This window comes from Pseudomonas sp. E45-MNA-CIBAN-0222 (genome assembly GCF_040310405.1).
In the GTDB taxonomy this organism is placed as follows: domain Bacteria; phylum Pseudomonadota; class Gammaproteobacteria; order Pseudomonadales; family Pseudomonadaceae; genus Stutzerimonas; species Stutzerimonas stutzeri_AC.
Genome location: NZ_JBEOPU010000002.1, coordinates 504,495 through 522,710 on the forward strand (window position 1 = coordinate 504,495; position 18,216 = coordinate 522,710).

At 64.3% G+C, this 18,216-nt stretch carries 20 protein-coding genes and 1 tRNA gene; 13 read left to right on the top strand and 8 right to left on the bottom strand.

The features are described from left to right. Positions 1-3 precede the first annotated feature (3 nt). Both AAEZ08_RS05315 and AAEZ08_RS05320 read left to right on the top strand, forming a co-directional pair. Positions 4-1,323 (top strand): S41 family peptidase, encoded by a 1,320-nt coding sequence (locus AAEZ08_RS05315; protein ID WP_500123856.1) that lies wholly within the window; start codon positions 4-6, stop codon positions 1,321-1,323. 2 nt (positions 1,324-1,325) lie between these two features. Further along, on the top strand, positions 1,326-2,117 hold the full coding sequence (locus AAEZ08_RS05320) for a divergent polysaccharide deacetylase family protein (protein WP_500123857.1): 792 nt from the start codon (positions 1,326-1,328) through the stop codon (positions 2,115-2,117). Positions 2,118-2,120: 3 nt separating this feature from the next. Here the strand turns inward: AAEZ08_RS05320 and AAEZ08_RS05325 are convergent, their stop codons facing one another. The 7 genes from AAEZ08_RS05325 to hisB all read right to left on the bottom strand — a co-directional run bounded on the left by AAEZ08_RS05325 (position 2,121) and on the right by hisB (position 7,076). Then, the gene (locus tag AAEZ08_RS05325) at positions 2,121-2,840 is read right to left on the bottom strand and encodes a substrate-binding periplasmic protein (protein ID WP_500123858.1); all 720 of its coding nucleotides are present in this window, start codon (positions 2,838-2,840) and stop codon (positions 2,121-2,123) included. 259 nt (positions 2,841-3,099) lie between these two features. Then, positions 3,100-3,849 (bottom strand): substrate-binding periplasmic protein, encoded by a 750-nt coding sequence (locus AAEZ08_RS05330; protein ID WP_003282879.1) that lies wholly within the window; start codon positions 3,847-3,849, stop codon positions 3,100-3,102. 85 nt (positions 3,850-3,934) lie between these two features. Beyond that, on the bottom strand, positions 3,935-4,705 hold the full coding sequence (gene hisF, locus AAEZ08_RS05335) for an imidazole glycerol phosphate synthase subunit HisF (RefSeq protein ID WP_003282881.1): 771 nt from the start codon (positions 4,703-4,705) through the stop codon (positions 3,935-3,937). 98 nt (positions 4,706-4,803) lie between these two features. Next, a complete protein-coding gene (gene hisA, locus AAEZ08_RS05340; RefSeq protein ID WP_014818633.1) occupies positions 4,804-5,547 on the bottom strand; it encodes a 1-(5-phosphoribosyl)-5-[(5-phosphoribosylamino)methylideneamino]imidazole-4-carboxamide isomerase in 744 nt (247 codons plus the stop codon). A 36-nt stretch (positions 5,548-5,583) separates the two neighbouring features. Then, on the bottom strand, positions 5,584-5,844 hold the full coding sequence (locus AAEZ08_RS05345; protein WP_500123859.1) for a DUF2164 domain-containing protein: 261 nt from the start codon (positions 5,842-5,844) through the stop codon (positions 5,584-5,586). Continuing rightward, entirely contained in the window at positions 5,845-6,483 is a 639-nt protein-coding gene (gene hisH, locus AAEZ08_RS05350) for an imidazole glycerol phosphate synthase subunit HisH (RefSeq protein WP_003282884.1), read from the bottom strand. It lies immediately after the preceding gene. Then, positions 6,483-7,076, bottom strand: coding sequence for an imidazoleglycerol-phosphate dehydratase HisB (hisB, locus tag AAEZ08_RS05355; RefSeq protein WP_500123860.1), 594 nt, complete (start codon positions 7,074-7,076; stop codon positions 6,483-6,485). The genes hisH and hisB overlap by 1 nt, the downstream gene beginning before the upstream one ends. 145 nt (positions 7,077-7,221) lie before the next feature. On the opposite strand from hisB, the gene AAEZ08_RS05360 reads away from it, so the two are divergent. Continuing rightward, positions 7,222-8,517 (top strand): nitrate regulatory protein, encoded by a 1,296-nt coding sequence (locus AAEZ08_RS05360; protein WP_177333425.1) that lies wholly within the window; start codon positions 7,222-7,224, stop codon positions 8,515-8,517. A 19-nt stretch (positions 8,518-8,536) separates the two neighbouring features. Here AAEZ08_RS05360 and AAEZ08_RS05365 read toward each other — a convergent pair whose 3' ends face one another. Beyond that, entirely contained in the window at positions 8,537-8,674 is a 138-nt protein-coding gene (locus tag AAEZ08_RS05365) for a hypothetical protein (protein WP_160320987.1), read from the bottom strand. Positions 8,675-8,874: 200 nt separating this feature from the next. Here AAEZ08_RS05365 and AAEZ08_RS05370 point away from each other — a divergent pair, with 200 nt between their 5' ends. The 10 genes from AAEZ08_RS05370 (at position 8,875) to AAEZ08_RS05415 (ending at position 18,139) form a co-directional block, all read left to right on the top strand. Then, complete coding sequence (locus AAEZ08_RS05370) at positions 8,875-10,206, top strand: CmpA/NrtA family ABC transporter substrate-binding protein (protein ID WP_156244926.1); 1,332 nt, start codon at positions 8,875-8,877, stop codon at positions 10,204-10,206. Between the two features lie 26 nt (positions 10,207-10,232). Continuing rightward, positions 10,233-11,102: a nitrate ABC transporter permease gene (ntrB, locus tag AAEZ08_RS05375; RefSeq protein WP_500123861.1), complete on the top strand. Its 870-nt coding sequence runs from the start codon at positions 10,233-10,235 to the stop codon at positions 11,100-11,102. Between the two features lie 11 nt (positions 11,103-11,113). After that, positions 11,114-11,896 (top strand): ABC transporter ATP-binding protein, encoded by a 783-nt coding sequence (locus AAEZ08_RS05380; RefSeq protein ID WP_041015037.1) that lies wholly within the window; start codon positions 11,114-11,116, stop codon positions 11,894-11,896. 87 nt (positions 11,897-11,983) lie between these two features. Beyond that, complete coding sequence (panM, locus tag AAEZ08_RS05385; RefSeq protein WP_500123862.1) at positions 11,984-12,382, top strand: aspartate 1-decarboxylase autocleavage activator PanM; 399 nt, start codon at positions 11,984-11,986, stop codon at positions 12,380-12,382. Positions 12,383-12,592: 210 nt separating this feature from the next. Then, positions 12,593-14,815, top strand: a complete 2,223-nt coding sequence (locus tag AAEZ08_RS05390; protein ID WP_500123863.1) for an AsmA family protein — start codon at positions 12,593-12,595, stop codon at positions 14,813-14,815. Continuing rightward, positions 14,812-15,879 (top strand): A/G-specific adenine glycosylase, encoded by a 1,068-nt coding sequence (gene mutY, locus AAEZ08_RS05395; protein ID WP_003280775.1) that lies wholly within the window; start codon positions 14,812-14,814, stop codon positions 15,877-15,879. Before AAEZ08_RS05390 ends, mutY begins: the two co-directional genes overlap by 4 nt. Beyond that, positions 15,876-16,148: an oxidative damage protection protein gene (locus AAEZ08_RS05400; RefSeq protein ID WP_003280779.1), complete on the top strand. Its 273-nt coding sequence runs from the start codon at positions 15,876-15,878 to the stop codon at positions 16,146-16,148. Before mutY ends, AAEZ08_RS05400 begins: the two co-directional genes overlap by 4 nt. Before the next feature lie 92 nt (positions 16,149-16,240). Next, positions 16,241-16,316, top strand: a tRNA-Phe gene (locus AAEZ08_RS05405). A 163-nt stretch (positions 16,317-16,479) separates the two neighbouring features. Next, a complete protein-coding gene (locus AAEZ08_RS05410; protein ID WP_500123864.1) occupies positions 16,480-16,935 on the top strand; it encodes an Arm DNA-binding domain-containing protein in 456 nt (151 codons plus the stop codon). Further along, on the top strand, positions 16,919-18,139 hold the full coding sequence (locus AAEZ08_RS05415) for a tyrosine-type recombinase/integrase (RefSeq protein ID WP_500123865.1): 1,221 nt from the start codon (positions 16,919-16,921) through the stop codon (positions 18,137-18,139). The genes AAEZ08_RS05410 and AAEZ08_RS05415 overlap by 17 nt, the downstream gene beginning before the upstream one ends. Positions 18,140-18,216: the final 77 nt, after the last annotated feature.

Sequence of the window (18,216 nt, forward strand, 5' to 3'; positions counted from 1 at the left end):
GACATGTTGCACCTGCGCCGTTTCGCCCGCCCATCCACGCTCGCCCTGGCCATACTGCTGGGGATGCAGGGCGGCGCCTGGGCTCAGCAGCCACCGGCGGAGACGGCGGCGCCGAGCGCCAAGGCGCCCCTGCCGCTGGAAGAGCTGCGTACCTTTGCCGAGGTGCTGGACAGCATCAAGGCGGCGTATGTCGAGCCGGTGGATGACAAGACGCTGCTGGAAAATGCCATCAAGGGCATGCTCAGCAATCTCGACCCCCACTCCGCGTACCTGGAACCCGAGGCGTTCGCCGAACTGCAGGAAAGCACCAGCGGCGAGTTCGGCGGCCTGGGTATCGAAGTCGGCATGGAAGACGGCTTCATCAAGGTCGTTTCGCCGATCGACGACACCCCGGCATCGAAGGCCGGCATCGAAGCCGGCGACCTGATCGTCAAAATCGACGGCCAACCGACCAAGGGCCTGTCGATGATGGATGCCATCGGCAAGATGCGCGGCAAGCCGGGCAGCAGTATCAACCTGACGCTGGTGCGCGAGGGCGGCCAGCCGTTCGACGTGAAGCTCACCCGCGCGATCATCAAAGTGCGTAGCGTGCGCAGCCAGATCCTCGAGCCGGGCTACGGTTATCTGCGCGTTACCCAGTTCCAGGTCAACTCCGGCGAGGAAGTTGGCAAGGCGCTGGCCAAGCTGAAGAAAGACAACGAAGGCAAGAAGCTGAACGGTCTGGTGCTGGATTTGCGCAACAACCCCGGTGGCGTACTCCAGGCGGCGGTAGAGATTTCCGACCACTTCCTCACCAAGGGCCTGATCGTCTACACCAAGGGCCGTATCGCCAACTCCGAGCTGCGCTTCAATGCTGACGCGGCCGATGCCAGCGAAGGTGTGCCGCTGGTCGTGCTGATTAACGGCGGTAGCGCCTCGGCCTCCGAGATCGTTGCCGGCGCACTGCAGGATCACAAGCGCGGTGTGGTGATGGGCACCGACAGCTTCGGCAAGGGCTCGGTACAGACCGTGCTGCCGCTGAACAACGATCGTGCACTGAAGCTGACTACCGCGCTGTACTACACCCCCAACGGCCGCTCGATCCAGGCCCAGGGCATCGAGCCGGACATCAAGGTCGAGCGTGCCAAGCTGACCCGCGAGCAGGCCGCCGATGGCTTCCGCGAGGCCGATCTTGCTGGCCACCTGGGCAACGGCAACGGCGGTCCGGACCGTCCCACCGCCACCCAGATCGCCAGCGACTCGCCGCGCCCGCAGGACGATGACTACCAGCTCGGCCAGGCCCTGAATCTGCTCAAGGGATTGAACCTCACCCGCGGCCAGTGAAGATGTCAGGCTGGATAGCAGGGCTGGCGCTGCTGGTGTTGCTCGCCAGCCAGGCGCTGTATGCCAGCGAGCCCGCAGCCACGCCGGACCATGTCCCGCGTCCGCGGTTGACCCTGATAATCGACGACCTCGGGCAGAACCCGGCACGCGACCGCCGCGTGCTGCAACTGCCGGGCCCGGTGGCATTGGCGATCCTGCCGGACACCCGCCACGCAGCCACGCTGGCCGAGCAGGCCCATCGCGCGGGCAAGACCGTCATGCTGCACATGCCGATGTCGCCTGCCCAAGGCCGTTTCGCCTGGCATCCCCAACTACCTCATGACGAACTGGCGCGCCGTCTCGACGCAGCGCTTGCGGCGGTACCGCATGCCAGCGGGCTGAACAACCACATGGGCAGCGCCATGACCGATCAGATACAGGCCATGACCTGGCTGATGGGCGAACTGCAGCGCCGCCACCTGTTCTTTCTCGACAGCCGCACCAGCCCGCGCACCGTGGCCGCCGCCAGCGCCCAACGCACGGCACTGGCCAGCCTGTCGCGGGACATCTTTCTCGATGACGATCCTTCACCGTCCGCGGTAGCCGAACGCTTCCACACGGCAGTCGCGCTGGCGCGCAAGCAAGGCTCGGTCGTCATCATCGGTCATCCCCACGAGAGCACGCTGGCCGTGCTCGAACGCGAACTGCCGCGCCTCTCGGCGCAGGGCATCGAATGGGTCGATGTCGGGCAGATGATCGCCACCCGCAGCAACCGCGCGATGGCCGCCCATGGTCGTGGCGGCGTCTACCGCTGAGCTTCAGAGATAGCGGCGCAGCATCGCATCCACCGTGCCGTCAGCACGCATCGCATCCAGCGCCCGCTGCAGACGCTCAACGACCTCGTCCGGTGTCGCCCGGTTGAGCGCGAGGAACAGCCGCGCTTCATTGAAACGCAGCACCGGTTTCAGGCCGGTCACACCTTCCTGCTTGGCCAGGTAGGGTCCGACCGGATCGGCGGTGGCCCAGACGTCGATCTGACCCTTGAGCAGCTTGCCGATGTTCTCCTGATCACGCAGCGAGTTGATCGGCGCCAGGCCCTTGCCCTCCAGATGCTGGCTGACCGCATCGTTCTTGTAGGCACCGATGCGCAGGTCGCGTGCCTGCTCCAGCCCGGTCAGGCGCAGAGGACTGTCGGCGGGCGCCAGCAGCACCCAGCTGATGCTCGCCAACGGGCCGACCCATTTGAACTGCTGCTCGCGCTCGGCCGTGAAGGTGGTGGAGAACAGCCCCTGATCCGGCTGTTCGAGCACCTGCTTGTAGATGCGATCCCAGGGAAAGCGCAGGGTCAGCTCGTAGCGGATATTCGCGCGGCGGAACATCTCGCGCACGATGTCGGCGTTGATGCCGTGGATGCGCGCGTCGGCGGCGTAGTTCTTGCCGTCCTCAGCCATGTTGAATGGTGGAAAATTCTCGGTCAGCAGCACGACTCGGTAGTCGTCAGGCAGCGCCGCGTGCGCGTGAGCACAGAGCAGCAGCAAGACGACGGCAATGATTCGCTTGAATGGATCGCTCCCTTTTTCTCGATTCCCTGGCCCACCCCTCCGCGAGCCAGAGCCGGGGGCTGTCCAAAGCAAGATGCGAACCAGCGAAGCGCCGCGGCGCCAGCGGCTGAGCGCCCGCTGAATTAGGGAAGCGTGCATGCGCCACGACCGCGCGTGCAGGAGGATCGGTGCACGCTACTGGCGCACCGTCATCACCGAGAAAGTCGGCGCAGGAGATGCGCCGACTACGGAAGGCTCAGAGGTAGCGGGCGTTGATCTCGTCGATCACACCTTCGCTACGCATCTGGTCGAGCGCTTTCTGCAGCTTCTGCACCGTCTCGTCGGCGATCTGCTTGTTCAGCGCCAGGTACAGTTCGGCACTGTCGAAACGCAGCACGCGCTTGAGTCCGGTCACACCGTCCTGGCGGGCGAGGTAGCGGCCAGCGGGATCACCAGTGGCCCACAGGTCGATCTTGCCGTCGATCAGCTTCTTCACGTTCTCCTGATCGCGCAGGGCGAGCTGCGGCTGCAGCCCCTGTCCGTCCAGGTGCTCGGCAATGGCATCACCCTTGTAGGCGCCGATGTTGTACTGGCGCGCCTGATCCAGGCTGGTCAGGTTGATCGGACTGTCGCCACGAGCCAGCAACACCCAGTCGTCCGGGCCGATGGGACCAACCCACTTGAACAGCTCTTCGCGCTCGGGCAGGCGCGCCGTGACGAAAACCCCGTAGTTCGGCTGCTTCAGCGCCATGCCGTAGATACGCTCCCAGGGAAAGCGCAGCGTCAGGCTGTAATCGATGCCGGCGCGCTTGAACATCTCGCGCACGATATCCACAGCAATGCCGGTGATGTTCTCGTCACGAGCGAAGTTCTTGCCATCATCCGCCATGTTGTAGGGTGGGAAATTCTCTGTCAGCAGGTCGATTTTCACCGGTGTCTGCGCGTGGCCAAGCGTGGCGCCGAACAGCAGCGCCGCAGCGGCAAGGGAAGCGATGGTCTTGATCATGCGTGAAGTCTCCTGAGTGCATCCGCAAAAGCCGCGGACGGTTCCTTGTATCGAGTATTAAGCCTTGTTCAGCTACCGGCTGGGATCAACGCATCACAATGCCGCGGGCAGCCAGGTAGGCCTTGGCTTCCGGAATGGTGTATTCGCCGAAGTGGAAGATGCTCGCGGCCAGCACCGCATCGGCCTTGCCATCGAGGATGCCATCGGCCAGGTGCTGCAGGTTGCCGACGCCACCGGAGGCGATCACCGGGATGCACAGCGCTTCGCTGATGGCGCGGGTGACGCCGAGATCGTAGCCGCTCTTCACGCCGTCCTGATCCATGCTGGTCAGCAGGATTTCGCCAGCGCCGAGGTCTTCCATCTTCTTCGCCCAGGCCACGGCATCCAGGCCGGTAGGCTTGCGCCCGCCATGGGTGAAGATTTCCCAGCGACCCGGCTCGCCCGGCGCGGACACCTTCTTCGCGTCGATGGCGACGACGATGCACTGTGAGCCGAAGCGGTCCGCGGCCTCGCCGACGAAATCCGGGTTGAACACCGCGGCGGTGTTGATCGAGACCTTGTCGGCACCCGCATTGAGAAGGTTGCGGATGTCCTGCACGGTCCTGACCCCACCACCGACGGTCAGCGGGATGAACACCTGGCTGGCCATGCGCTCGACGGTGTGCAGGGTGGTGTCACGGTTGTCGACGCTGGCGGTGATGTCGAGGAAGGTGATCTCGTCGGCGCCCTGCTCGTCGTAGCGGCGGGCGATCTCCACCGGGTCGCCGGCGTCGCGAATGTTCTCGAACTGGACGCCCTTGACCACGCGGCCGTTGTCCACGTCGAGGCAGGGAATGATGCGTTTGGCCAGGGCCATGGCTTTCTCCGAAAGCAGCTTCTTCAAGCCGCAGGCTTCAAGCTGCAAGTAGCGTGTAGGGTGGATCACGCTTCACCGATCCACCGCAGATCAGCGAATCACTCGTCCTTGTACTTCAGGTCGCAGAGCGCCTGCGCCTCGGCCACATCCAGCGTGCCTTCGTAGATTGCCCGGCCGGTGATGGCGCCGACGATGCCCGGTGTGTTGGTATCGAGCAGCTTCTGGATGTCGCCGATGTTGTGGATGCCACCAGAAGCGATCACCGGGATGCGGCTGGCGTTAGCCAGCGCCACGGTGGCCTCGACGTTGCAGCCTTGCATCATGCCGTCCTTGGCGATGTCGGTGTAGACGATCGCCGAGACACCATCGGCCTCGAAGCGGCGCGCCAGATCGACCGCCTGCACGCTGGAGACTTCCGCCCAGCCATCGGTGGCGACAAAGCCGTCCTTCGCATCAAGGCCAACGATGACCTTGCCCGGGAAGGCGCGGCAGGCCTCGGTGACGAACCCCGGCTCTTTGACCGCCTTGGTGCCGATGATCACGTAGCTGACGCCGGCGCGCACGTAGTGCTCGATGGTTTCCAGGGTGCGGATGCCGCCACCGATCTGGATCGGCAGGTCCGGGTAGCGCTTGGCGATGGCGGTGACCACCTCGCCGTTGACCGGCTGGCCTTCGAAGGCGCCGTTGAGGTCGACCAGATGCAGGCGGCGGCAGCCGGCCTCGACCCACTTGGCGGCCATGGCCACCGGGTCATCGGAAAACACCGTGGCATCGTCCATCAGACCCTGACGCAGACGCACGCAGGCGCCGTCCTTGAGATCGATAGCGGGAATAATCAGCATGGCTTGAACCTGTTCAAATCAAATGTCGGTTAAGGGTCAGCTCTTCTCGAGCGCCCACAAGTCGCTTTCGATGCTCTCGAACCGTTCCTTAAGGTCGCTCTGCACGTCGAAGATCGCCTTGTTGTAATACAGCGGTGCGATTTCCCGGGCGAACAGATCAAGCACCTCCTGCGCCTCGAATGAGCCCAGCTCGAGTTCGAACCGCTCTTCCAGAAAGCGCTTGATGACCTGTTGCGCCGCCTGCTCCTGAGCGGCATCCAGCGTCAGGACCGGCGGTTTGAGCTTGGCCCGGCTCATTTACCAGCGACCATCCCAGGCGGCGAAGTTCTGCAGCAGCTGCAGGCCGTGGGTGTGGCTCTTCTCTGGGTGGAACTGCACGGCGAAGCGCGAGCCATCGGCCAGCGCGGCGGCGAAGTCGTTGCCGTAATGGCCGCGACCGACCACCTGCCGCGGATTGCCGGCCTCGATGTAGTAGCTGTGCACGAAGTAGAAGCGGCCATTGTCCGGAATCGCGTGCCAGAGCGGATGGTCGACCACCTGCTTGACCTCGTTCCAGCCCATGTGCGGCACCTTCAGGTGCTCGCCGTCCTCGTGCAGGTCCTTGCCGAAGAAGCGCACCTGACCGGGGAACAGACCGATGCAGTCGACTCCGTCGTTCTCCTCGCTGCGCTCCATCAGCGCCTGCATGCCGACGCAGATACCGAGGAACGGGCGGTCCTGGCTGACTTCGCGAACCAGTTCGTCGAAGCCCAGCCGGCGGATCTCGGCCATGCAGTCGCGGATCGCGCCGACGCCGGGGAACACCACGCGGTCGGCCTCACGGATGACCTGCGCATCGCTGGTGATCAGCACGCGGCCAGCGCCGACGTGTTCCAGCGCCTTGGCCACCGAGTGCAGGTTGCCCATGCCGTAGTCGATGACGGCAACGGTCTGCATTACAGGCACCCTTTGGTGGACGGCATCTGCCCGGCCATGCGCGGATCGAGTTCGACAGCCATGCGCAGCGCGCGGCCGAAGGCCTTGAACACGGTTTCGATCTGGTGGTGGGTGTTGATGCCGCGCAGGGTGTCGATGTGCAGGGTCACCAGGGCGTGATTGACGAAGCCCTGGAAGAATTCCTGGAACAGGTCGACGTCGAACTTGCCGACCACCGCGCGGGTGTAGGGCACGTTCATGGTCAGCCCCGGGCGCCCGGAGAAGTCGATCACCACGCGCGACAGCGCCTCGTCCAGCGGCACATAGGAATGCCCGTAGCGGGTCATGCCTTTCTTGTCGCCGATGGCTTTGGTGAAGGCCTGGCCGAGGGTGATGCCGACGTCCTCCACGGTGTGGTGGTCGTCGATGTGCAGGTCGCCGTTGCACTCGATATCCAGGTCGATCAGCCCGTGACGGGCGATCTGGTCGAGCATGTGCTCCAGGAAGGGCACGCCGATGGCGAAGCGCGCCTTGCCGGTGCCATCCAGATTGATGGTGACCTTAACCTGGGTTTCCAGGGTGTTGCGCTCTACGTAAGCCGTACGTTCGGACATCAACAGCTCCGCTGATCGTGGGCGAAAAGGGGCACATTATAGGCGCAAACGCCGCAGCACGGATACGCGCCGGGCTTACTGGACTGCATCTTGCAGGAACCTGCGCGTCAACCCGCGGAGGTGCCGCCCAATGCACGGACGGAAAATGCCTGCGACCCTGCGCTTCATGCTGGCGTCCCGGCGCAGCGAACTGCTCGGCCTGGAGGACCTGGCGCGCACCTGCGAACTGGTCACCCGTATCAGCCAGCTGGTGCACGCGCTGCAGAAGGAGCGCGGCTACTCGAACATCTACCTCAGCGGCAACGCCGCCCATCAGCGCCAGCAGTTGGACGTGCTCAGCCTGGAAGCCGAGGCGCTGGAGCGCGACGTACGCCTGGATCTGGATCGCATCGATCTGGACGCCGTCAGCAGCGCCGAGAAGACCCGCCTGTTCACCCGCATCGCCTATGCCCTGCACAGCCTCGACGAGCTGCCGGCGCTGCGCCGGCGCATCCGCGAGCACGCCATCAGCATGCAGGACGCCACGGCGACACTGGTGCGGCTGATCGGCGGGCTGCTGGCAGTGGTGTTCGAGGCGGCCGACACCGCCGCCGATCCGGACATCACCCGCTGCCTGGTGGCGCTGTTCAATTTCATGCAGGGCAAGGAACTGGCCGGCCAGGAGCGCGCGCTCGGTGTGGTCGGCTTCGCCAGCGGCTATTTCCGCGCAGACATGCTGGAGCGCCTGGAGCACCTGCTCGAAGGCCAGGAGCGCTGCTTCGCCACCTTCAGCCGCTTCGCCAGCCCGGCAGCGCAGGCGCTATGGCAAGCGCTGTGCGCCAGCGAGACGAACATCAACGCCTGCCGCCTGCGTGACATCGCCCGCCGTACCAGCCCCGGCGCGGCGGTCGAACCGCAGCTGTGCGAGCTCTGGTTCGAGCTGCACACGCACCGCATCGACGCAATGAAGCAGGTCGAGACGCGCCTGGAGCAGGATCTGTTGCAACAGTGCCGGTACAGCATCGAGCGTATCCGCAAGGACCTGCAGAGCCATCGCAAGCTGCTAGACGGCATCGCCGACATGCACGCCGCCGCCGAGCAGGCCAAGCTGTTCAGTGTGCAGGCCAGCGACCTTGACGCGCCACCGCCGGACGGCATGACCGCGATGGTGGCGCGCTCGACCCTGGAACTCTTGCTAACCCAGAGCGTGCGCCTGCAGGGCCTCAATGAAGAGTTGCGCGAGGCGCGTCAGGCGCTGGACGAGCGCAAGCAGGTCGAGCGCGCCAAGCAGCAGCTGATGCGCCAGCAGGGCTTCTCCGAGGGCGAGGCCTACAGTTGGCTGCGCCAGGCGGCAATGAACCAGGGCCTGCGCCTGGAGGAGGTCGCCCAGCGCCTACTGGCACTGGCACAGCCCGCCGAGCGCGCCCCGGCCCGCACCCTGGGCCAGCGCTCCAGGCACTGAAAACAGGCACGCCGCACCATCAGCACAGCCCGCCTGCCCCGCGGATGTGCATGCGCCGCCAGCCCCGCAGGATCGCCAAGCGCAATTCATCTTGATCAAGCCAATCACGGAACTGGTCGCGCTCGGTGTGCGGCACCACCGCAAGTGCTTGATTCAATGGAAACCTCCCGCCGATTCGATGCCGCGACCGCACCCGCCCGGTGCCGCCGGAGCAGTTCTGGCACAGCTTTCGCAAAGCTCAGGCAAGGCCGGATCCTTCGGCTTTCACAACTCCTCATCAGGACAACGGTGTCCACGCTCTCCGGCTTCAGCCGGGCGGTGTGGCGCCGTTTTTTTTCGCCCAAAGGAAAACGGACCATGACCGACAAGCCGAACAACGACCAGCCCAGCAGCGTAACGCTGGCCTCGCGCCGCAGCTTTCTCAAGCATTCGATCATCGCCGCCAGCGGCGTCGCCCTGTTCGGCGGCATGTCCCTGGGCATGCGTTCGGCCGCCTGGGCGGCGGGCGGTGACGTGGAAACCACCAAGGCCAAGCTCGGCTTCATCGCCCTGACCGACGCCGCGCCGTTGTTCGTCGCCGCCGAGAAGGGCTTCTTCGCCAAGTACGGGATGACCGAGGTCGAAGTACTCAAGCAGTCGTCATGGGGCACCACCCGCGACAACCTGGTGCTCGGCTCGGCGAAGAACGGCATCGACGGCGCGCACATCCTCACACCGATGCCCTACCTGATCAGCGCCGGCATCGTCACGCCGAACAACCAGCCAGTACCCATGTCGATCCTGGCGCGGCTGAACCTGTCCGGCCAGTGCATCTCGGTCGGCGAGGAGTATCGCGACCTGAAGATCGGCCTCGACAGCACGCCATTCAAGGCCGCGCTGGAGGCGAAGAAGGCCAGCGGCAAGAAGGTCAGTGCGGCGATGACCTTCCCCGGCGGCACCCATGACCTGTGGATGCGCTACTGGCTGGCGGCCGGCGGCATCGACCCGAACGCCGACATCAACACCATCGTCGTGCCGCCGGCACAGATGGTCGCCAACATGAAGGTGGGCAGCATGGACACCTTCTGCGTCTGCGAGCCGTGGAACGCCCAGCTGATCAACCAGAAGATCGGCTACACCGCCAACACCACCGGCGAGCTGTGGCACAACCACCCGGAGAAGGCCTTCGCCCTGCGCAGCGACTATGTCGCCGCCAACCCCAACGCGGCCAAGGCACTGACCATGGCGATCATGGAAGCCCAGCAGTTCTGCGAGAAGGCCGAGAACAAGGAAGAAGTGGCGAAGATCTGTTCGCAACGCAAGTGGATCGGCGCGCCCTACAAGGACATCGTCGACCGCATGAAGGGCAACTTCGCCTACGGCACCGGCAAGGTCATCGAGAACCATCCCGAGCAGATGCGCTACTGGGACGACCACGCCTCCTACCCGTTCCAGAGCCACGACCTCTGGTTCCTGACCGAGAACAAGCGCTGGGGCTACCTGCCGGCCGACTTCGACAGCCAGGCACTGATCGCCAAGGTCAACCGCGAAGACATCTGGCGCGCCGCCGCCGGCGAGCTGAACCTGCCCGCCGAACTGATCCCGACCTCCACCTCCCGCGGCGTGGAGAAGTTCTTCGACGGCAAGCTGTTCGACCCCGAGAACCCGCAAGCCTACCTGGACAGCCTGACCATCAAGGCCATGGCCTGATAACCGCAACCCGCGAGGAAAAGCCCATGAATGCCAACGTCAAACTGCAGCCCGCCAGCGCCGAGCCGGTGTCCATCGTCCGCCCTTCCCGCCTCGCCGCACTGGCTCGGCGCAGCGGCCGCTACGCTGTGCAGCAGCTGGTGCCACCGCTGGTGATCCTGCTGGTGCTCGGCGTGATCTGGGAGATGCTCTGCTCCGGCGCGGACGCCGCGCTGCCGCCGCCCTCGCAGGTGGTCGCGGAAACCTGGGAGCTGATCATCGATCCGTTCTACGACAATGGCGGCAATGACGTGGGCCTGGCCTGGCAACTGCTGGCGAGCCTGCAGCGGGTTGCGGTGGGTTATATGCTGGCGGTGGTCGCTGGGGTCGGCCTCGGCGTGCTGATTGGCCAGTCGGACTGGGCCATGCGCGGCCTCGATCCGATCTTCCAGGTGCTGCGCACCGTGCCGCCACTGGCCTGGCTGCCGCTGTCGCTGGCGGGTTTCCAGGACAGCCATCCCTCGGCGCTGTTCGTCATCTTCATCACCGCGATCTGGCCGATCATCATCAATACCGCGGTGGGCATCCGCAACATCCCGCAGGACTACCGCAACGTCGCCCAGGTGCTGCAGCTCAACGGTTTCGAGTACTTCAAGACCATCATGCTGCCGGCCGCCGCGCCTTACATCTTCACCGGCCTGCGTATCGGCGTCGGCCTGTCGTGGCTGGCGATCATCGCCGCGGAGATGCTCATCGGCGGCGTCGGCATCGGCTTCTTCATCTGGGATGCGTGGAACGCCTCGCGCATCAGCGACATCATCCTCGCGCTCGTCTACATCGGCGTGGTCGGCTTCGTGCTCGATCGCCTGGTGGCCTTCGTCGGCCAGCGCATCACCCGCGGCATTCCGGCCAACTGAGGAGCAACGCCATGAGCTATCTCTCCATCGAACACCTGGACAAGAGTTTCGTGCGCGGCAACCTCGCCTCGCAGGTGCTCAAGGACATCAACCTGAACATCGCCAAGGGCGAGTTCATCTCCATCATCGGCCACTCCGGCTGCGGCAAGTCGACGGTGCTGAACATCGTCGCCGGGCTGCTCGACCCCAGCCTCGGCGGCGTGATCCTCGACGGCAAGGAAGTCCGCGGCCCTGGCCCGGACCGCAGCATGGTGTTCCAGAACCATTCGCTGCTGCCCTGGCTGACCGTCTACGAGAACGTCGAAGTGGCGGTGAACAAGCTGTTCAAGCGCAGCATGAACAAGCGCGAGCGACGCGACTGGATCGAGCACAACCTGGCACTGGTGAACATGAGCCACGCGCTGAACAAGTATCCGCAGGAAATCTCCGGCGGCATGAAGCAGCGCGTCGGCATCGCCCGCGCGCTGGCGATGAAGCCCAAGGTGCTGCTGCTCGACGAACCGTTCGGCGCCCTCGATGCACTCACCCGCGCGCACCTGCAGGACGAGGTGATGAAGATCCAGAAGGACCTGGGCAACACCATGATGATGATCACCCACGATGTCGACGAAGCGGTGCTGCTTTCCGACCGCATCGTGATGATGACCAACGGCCCCTCGGCGACCATCGGCGAGATCCTCGAGGTGAAACTGCCGCGCCCGCGCGACCGCATTGCCCTGGCCGACGACCCCGAGTACAACCACTACCGCCGTGCGGTGCTGAGTTTTCTCCACGAGCGCCATCGCCTGCATTGACGGGTGCGCCCACCGCCGGCGTCTCGTGCGCTGGCGGCGGTTCGGCGTATCCTTGCCGGCATTCCGCCCAGCCGTCGCAAGGTCGCCATGCCCGTCTACGTCGAATCCGTCACCCACCCCAGCCCGCAGGATTTAACCGATCTGGCGAAAATCTACGCCGACGCCCCCGAATGGCTGCTGACTCCCTATGCCAGCGCCGAAGCGCTGATCGCGGCGGCGCTGGCCGATGGCAGCCTGATCGCCGGGCGCTTCAATGACCGCCTGCTCGGCGCCGCCCTGCTGCAGCGCGGCGACGATGCCTGGCGCCTGTCACACCTGTGCGTACGCAAGCTCACCCGCAAGCGCGGCGTCGGCCGCCGGCTGCTGGAGGAGACCCAGCGTCAGGCCAGTGAAGCCGGCAAACCGTTGCGCCTGGCGGCTCCGGCCGGTCATCTGGAAGCCAGCGCCCTGGCCGCGCGTACACATCTGCCGCTGGATTCGCTCTAGATTGCGCTGGTGAGCTGAAGCCCACCTTGCTACCGGCAATCAACCCTTCCGCGCCTGATTCGCTGCAACAGGGCGTATTTGCCCTGCGCTGCAGCCTGGGGCGGAACCAGCTCCCCCAGCCCCACTCCAAAGCCGACCGCCTTCCCGACAAGCGCAGGCACGGGGCTATACTCGGCACTTTTCAGATCGTTCATCTACAAGGACTCGTCCATGAAATCGCTCGGCAAAATCCTGGGTCTGGTCTTTCTCGGGCTGTTGCTGATCCTGGTGGCGGCAGGCTTCGCCCTGACGCACCTATTCGATCCCAACGACTACAAGGACGAGATCCGCGACCTGGCACGCAGCAAGGCCGGCCTCGAACTGGACATCAAAGGTGACATCGGCTGGAGCCTGTTCCCCTGGCTCGGCCTGGAACTGCACGAGACCACCCTGGCCAGCGCGCAGACGCCCGAGCAGCCGTTCGCCGACCTGCGCATGCTCGGCCTCTCGGTGCGGGTGATGCCGCTGCTGAGCCGCGAAGTACAGATGAGCGATATCAAGGTGAACGGCCTCAACCTGACCCTGAGTCGCGACGAGCAGGGCCGCGGCAACTGGGAAGGCGTCGGCCAGCCGGCCAAGCAGGCAGAACAACCGGCGCCAACCGCCGAGGCTAGCGAACCACAGACCGAACCGGATGCAGCTCCCGCTTCGCGCAGCAAGCCATTGACCCTGGACATCGACAGCCTGACCGTCAGCGACGCACGGGTCACCTACCACGACGCCAAGACCGGCCAACAGTACAGCGCCGAAAGCATCGAGCTGACCACCGGCGCGATCCGCGAAGGCAGCCCGATCCCGGTGAAGCTCAACGCCTTCTTCGGCAGCAACAAGCCGGTGATGCGCGCGCGCACCGAACTGCAGGGCGCGCTGCGTTTCGACAACCAGCTCAAGCGCTACCAGTTCGAAGACATGCGCCTGTCCGGCGAGGCTTCCGGCGAGCCGCTGCAAGGCCAGACACTGACCTTCAGCGCCCAGGGCCAGTTGCTGGTCGATCTCGCCGCGCAGATCGCCGAATGGAACAGCCTGAAGTTCACTGCCAACCAGCTGCGCGGGCTGGGCGAGCTGAAGGCACGCGACCTGGACAAGGAACCGAAGATCAGCGGCGCATTGACGGTCGCGCAGTTCAACCTGCGCGAGTTTCTCCAGGGCACCGGCCAGAAACTGCCGGCAATGGCCGATGGCGCTACGCTGAGCAAGGCCGAACTGGTCAGCCGCCTGAGCGGCACGCCAAACAGCATCGCGCTGGAAGAGCTGACCCTGAAGCTAGACGACAGCACCTTCACCGGCCGCATCGCCATCAGCGACTTCGCCCGCCAGGCGCTGCGCGTTGACCTCAAGGGCGATCGTCTCAACCTCGACCGCTACCTAGCGCCACCAAGCAAGGAACAAGCGGCCGAGGCGGCGCGCAAAAGCGAGGTCAAGAGCACCCAGGCCAGTGCGATCGGCAGCGGCACCACGCCCCTGCCCAACGCGCCGACCCAGCAGGCCTGGAGCCAGGCTTCAGTGTTGCCGGTGGATCAGCTGCGCAAGCTCGACACCGAGGTCAACCTGGCCATCGGCAGCCTGACCGCAATGAAAATCCCGCTGGACGGCTTCAACCTCAAGGCACGCACCCGCAATGGCCTGTTGACGCTGCAGGAAATGCGCGCCGGGCTGTACGGCGGTCGCCTGGATGGCTCTGCCAGCCTCGACGTGCGCCCACCCCAACCACTGTTGACGGTGCAGCACCGCTTCAACGGCGTGCCAGTCGAGCGTCTTCTGGAAAGCCAGGGCGAAGAAGTGGTGGTCAAGGGCCTGTTGAATCTGGATGCCGACCTGCGTACCCAGGGCAACAGTGAAAAGGCCTGGATCGACAACCTCAACGGCAAGGTCGGCTTCATCATCGACAACGGTGTGCTGGTCGATGCCAACCTGGAGCAGCAGCTGTGCCGCGCCATTGCGACGCTCAATCGCAAGCCGCTCGCCAGCGACCCACGCAGCAAGGACACGCCGTTCCGCGAACTCAAGGGCAATCTGACCCTGCGCAACGGCGTGGCCAGCAACCCCGACCTCAAGGCCAGCATTCCTGGCCTGACCGTCAACGGCAACGGCGATGTCGACCTGCGCGCGCTGGGCATGGACTACCGCGTCGGTATCGTCATCGAAGGCGACAAGGGCGCCATGCCGGACCCGGCCTGCCAGGTCAACGAGCGCTACGTCGGCATCGAATGGCCGCTGCGCTGCCGCGGCCCACTGGAGCTGGGCGCCAAAGCCTGCCGCTTCGACAACGACGCCCTGGGCAAGGTCGCAGCGCGGCTGGCCGGTGAAAAGCTCAACGAGAAGATTGAGGAGAAGCTCGGCGACAAGGTCAGCCCGGAGCTCAAGGACGCACTCAAGGGCCTGTTCAACCGATGAGTCCCGAGCAGTTCGGCGCGGCGGTCCTCGACTGGTTCGACCGCCACGGCCGCAAGGATCTGCCCTGGCAGCAGAACATCACGCCGTACCGCGTGTGGGTGTCCGAAATCATGCTGCAGCAGACCCAGGTCAGCACCGTGCTCGGCTACTTCGACCGCTTCATGGACGCGCTGCCCAGTGTCGAGGCACTCGCCGCCGCCGAGGAAGATGAAGTCCTGCACCTGTGGACCGGCCTCGGTTACTACAGCCGTGCACGCAATCTGCACAAGACCGCGAAACTCATTGTCGCGGAGTATGACGGCGTGTTTCCTGCGGATGTCGACCAGCTCGCCGAACTACCTGGCATTGGCCGCTCCACGGCCGGCGCCATAGCCAGCATCAGCCTGGGCCTGCGGGCGCCGATCCTCGACGGCAACGTCAAGCGCGTGCTGGCCCGCTACGTGGCCCAGGACGGTTATCCCGGCGAGCCGAAAGTGGCCCGCCAGCTGTGGGAGGTAGCCGAGCGCTTCACCCCGCAGCAGCGGGTCAACCATTACACCCAGGCGATGATGGATCTCGGCGCCACGCTGTGCACGCGTAGCCGCCCGAGCTGCCTGCTCTGCCCGCTGAAGGACGGCTGCCGCGCCCACCTGCTCGGGCGCGAAACCGAATTCCCGGTGCCCAAGCCACGGAAGGCGCTGCCGCAAAAACGCACACTGATGCCGCTGCTGGCCAATCGCGACGGCGCCATCCTGCTCTACCGCCGTCCGTCGACGGGACTGTGGGGTGGGCTTTGGAGCCTGCCGGAGCTGGACGACCTCGCAGCTCTCGACCCTTTGGCCGAGCGGCATGCCCTGCAGCTCGAGGAGCGCCGCGAGCTGCCAGGCCTAACCCACACATTCAGCCATTTCCAATTGGCTATCGAGCCCTGGCTGATCAGGGTCAAGTCCGCGCCCGACGCCGTGGCCGAGGCCGACTGGCTCTGGTATAACCTCGCCACCCCGCCGCGCCTCGGCCTTGCCGCGCCAGTAAAGACACTGCTCAAGCGCGCCGCCGCTGAATTGAATGCAGGAGAAACCACATGACCCGCACCGTGAACTGCCGCAAGTACAACGAAGAACTCCCCGGCCTCGAGCGCCCGCCGTTTCCAGGCCAGAAAGGCGAAGACATCTACAACAACATTTCCAAGCAGGCCTGGGACGACTGGCAGAAGCACCAGACCATGCTGATCAACGAGCGCCGGCTGAACATGATGAACGCCGAGGACCGCAAGTTCCTTCAGGGCGAGATGGACAAGTTCTTCTCCGGCGAGGATTACGCCAAGGCCGAAGGCTACGTGCCGCCGAGCGAATGACCGTCAGCTGCGCTAAGCGCCCGTCCGGATTAAATATTTTTCCGAACCACGCTTGACAGGCAAAAGCCAAATCCGTCTAATAGCGCCCCGTTGCCCAGGTAGCTCAGTCGGTAGAGCAGGGGATTGAAAATCCCCGTGTCGGCGGTTCGATTCCGTCCCTGGGCACCACCTTTCGTTTTCAGGTGGTGTCAGCATCACCCGAAAGCCCACAAGAAGCCCGCCTAGTGCGGGTTTTTTGTTGTCTGCACTTCCCTACCCTTCCCTTGTAAGCCCAAACAATTGGGGGTATATCTGGTGGAACCCCAGTTCGGTCAAAAACGGTTCCCCCAGCATGGACGCAAACCTAGATAACAAGGCGCTTGCAGCACTTTGGCCCAAAGACAAGCCCTACAAGGTAGGAGCGGGTAGCGGCTTATTCTTGGAAGTCACACCCAACGGCTCCAAGCTGTGGCGGCTCAAATACCGCTTCGGCGGAAAAGAAAACAAAATATCCCTAGGTGCCTTTCCCAGCGTTTCGCTGGAGCAGGCTCGCAAAGCACGCGATGAAGCCCGGGCGACTATCCAGGCTGGCATCGACCCGAGTGCGCTCCGCAAAGCTGAGCGGGCCGAACGCAGCAAAAACAGAGCGCACGCGAAGGCCTTCCGTCTGGTCATGTCTCTTGACCACGCCCTGACCATAGAGACGCCGAAGCAGATTCTTAGCCTTACGCCCTCGCAGACTGCTGCCGTACGCGCCATTCTGCTGGCCGTTGAATCGGAGGGATCCGGCCATGCCGCTAACCGATAGCGCCATCAAGACGGCCAAACCCAAGGAAAAGGACTACAAGCTGAGCGATGCCCACGGCCTGTATTTGCTGGTCAAGCCGAACGGATCAAAGCTGTGGCGACTGAAATTTCGAGTGAATGGCAAAGAGAAGGGGCTGGCATTTGGTACCTACCCAACCGTAAGCCTCGCTCAAGCGCGCCAAAAGCGCGAGGAGGCGCGCCAGTTGCTTGCCCTGGGGGTCGACCCTAGCGCAGAGAGAAAAGCCGCTAAACAAGCGCAGCGGGTTGATGGTGTGACATTCGAGACATTGGCGCATGAGTGGTACAGCTACAACGCCCCTCGTTGGGCAGAAAGCACTGCCTACAAGACGAAGCTGTACCTGGACAATGACATGCTCCCCCATATCGGAGCGCGCCCTGTGAAATCCATCACCCGCCCCGAACTGGTGGATCTGGTACGCAAGGTTGAAGCGCGAGGGAAGCTCAATGCCGCAGGCAAGATTCGCCAATGGCTACACCAAATATTCCGCTATGGCCTGGCCAGTGGCGTTGTCGAAGCCAACCCGGCCACCGATTTGGACGTAGTAGCCGCACCGCCCAAAGCTACACGTCACCATCCTCACGTTGCCTTTGCAGAGCTGCCCGAGCTGCTGGGCAAGATTGAATCAACCACGCTTAACACCCTGACCCGCTGCGCCATCCGCCTGCTGGTGCTGACAGCCGTTCGCCCCGGTGAGCTACGGCAAGCGCCCTGGTCGGAGTTCGATCTAGACGGCGCTACCTGGACCATTCCGAAAGCACGCATGAAAGCCCGCCGCCCGCATGTGGTGCCCCTGCCTCAGCAAGCCCTTGCCATCCTTCGCCAGCTAAAGGAAATCACGGGCGATTACCCGCTAGTGTTTGCGGGCCAGCAAAATCCCGACCGCCCGATGAGCGAGAACACCATCAATAAAGCGCTGCGCCTGATGGGCTACGAAGGGCGCCAGACTGGCCACGGCTTCCGCCATCTGCTGAGTACCGAATTGAACGGACGGGGATATAACCGAGACTGGATCGAGCGCCAGCTAGCCCACGGCGACAATGACGAAATTCGCGACACCTACAACCACGCCACCTATCTAGAGCAGCGCCGGGAAATGATGCAAGCCTGGGCCGATTCGATCGACGCGCAAAGCGCAGGGGCCAATGTAGTAAGCATCAAGCGCAAGGCTGAAGGGTCTTGCTAAGGAGACACTGCATAAATAGCCAGCCGCCCCCACCCTTGGCACACTGAGCCCCCTCAACCAGCCCCCTCCATGAGCTT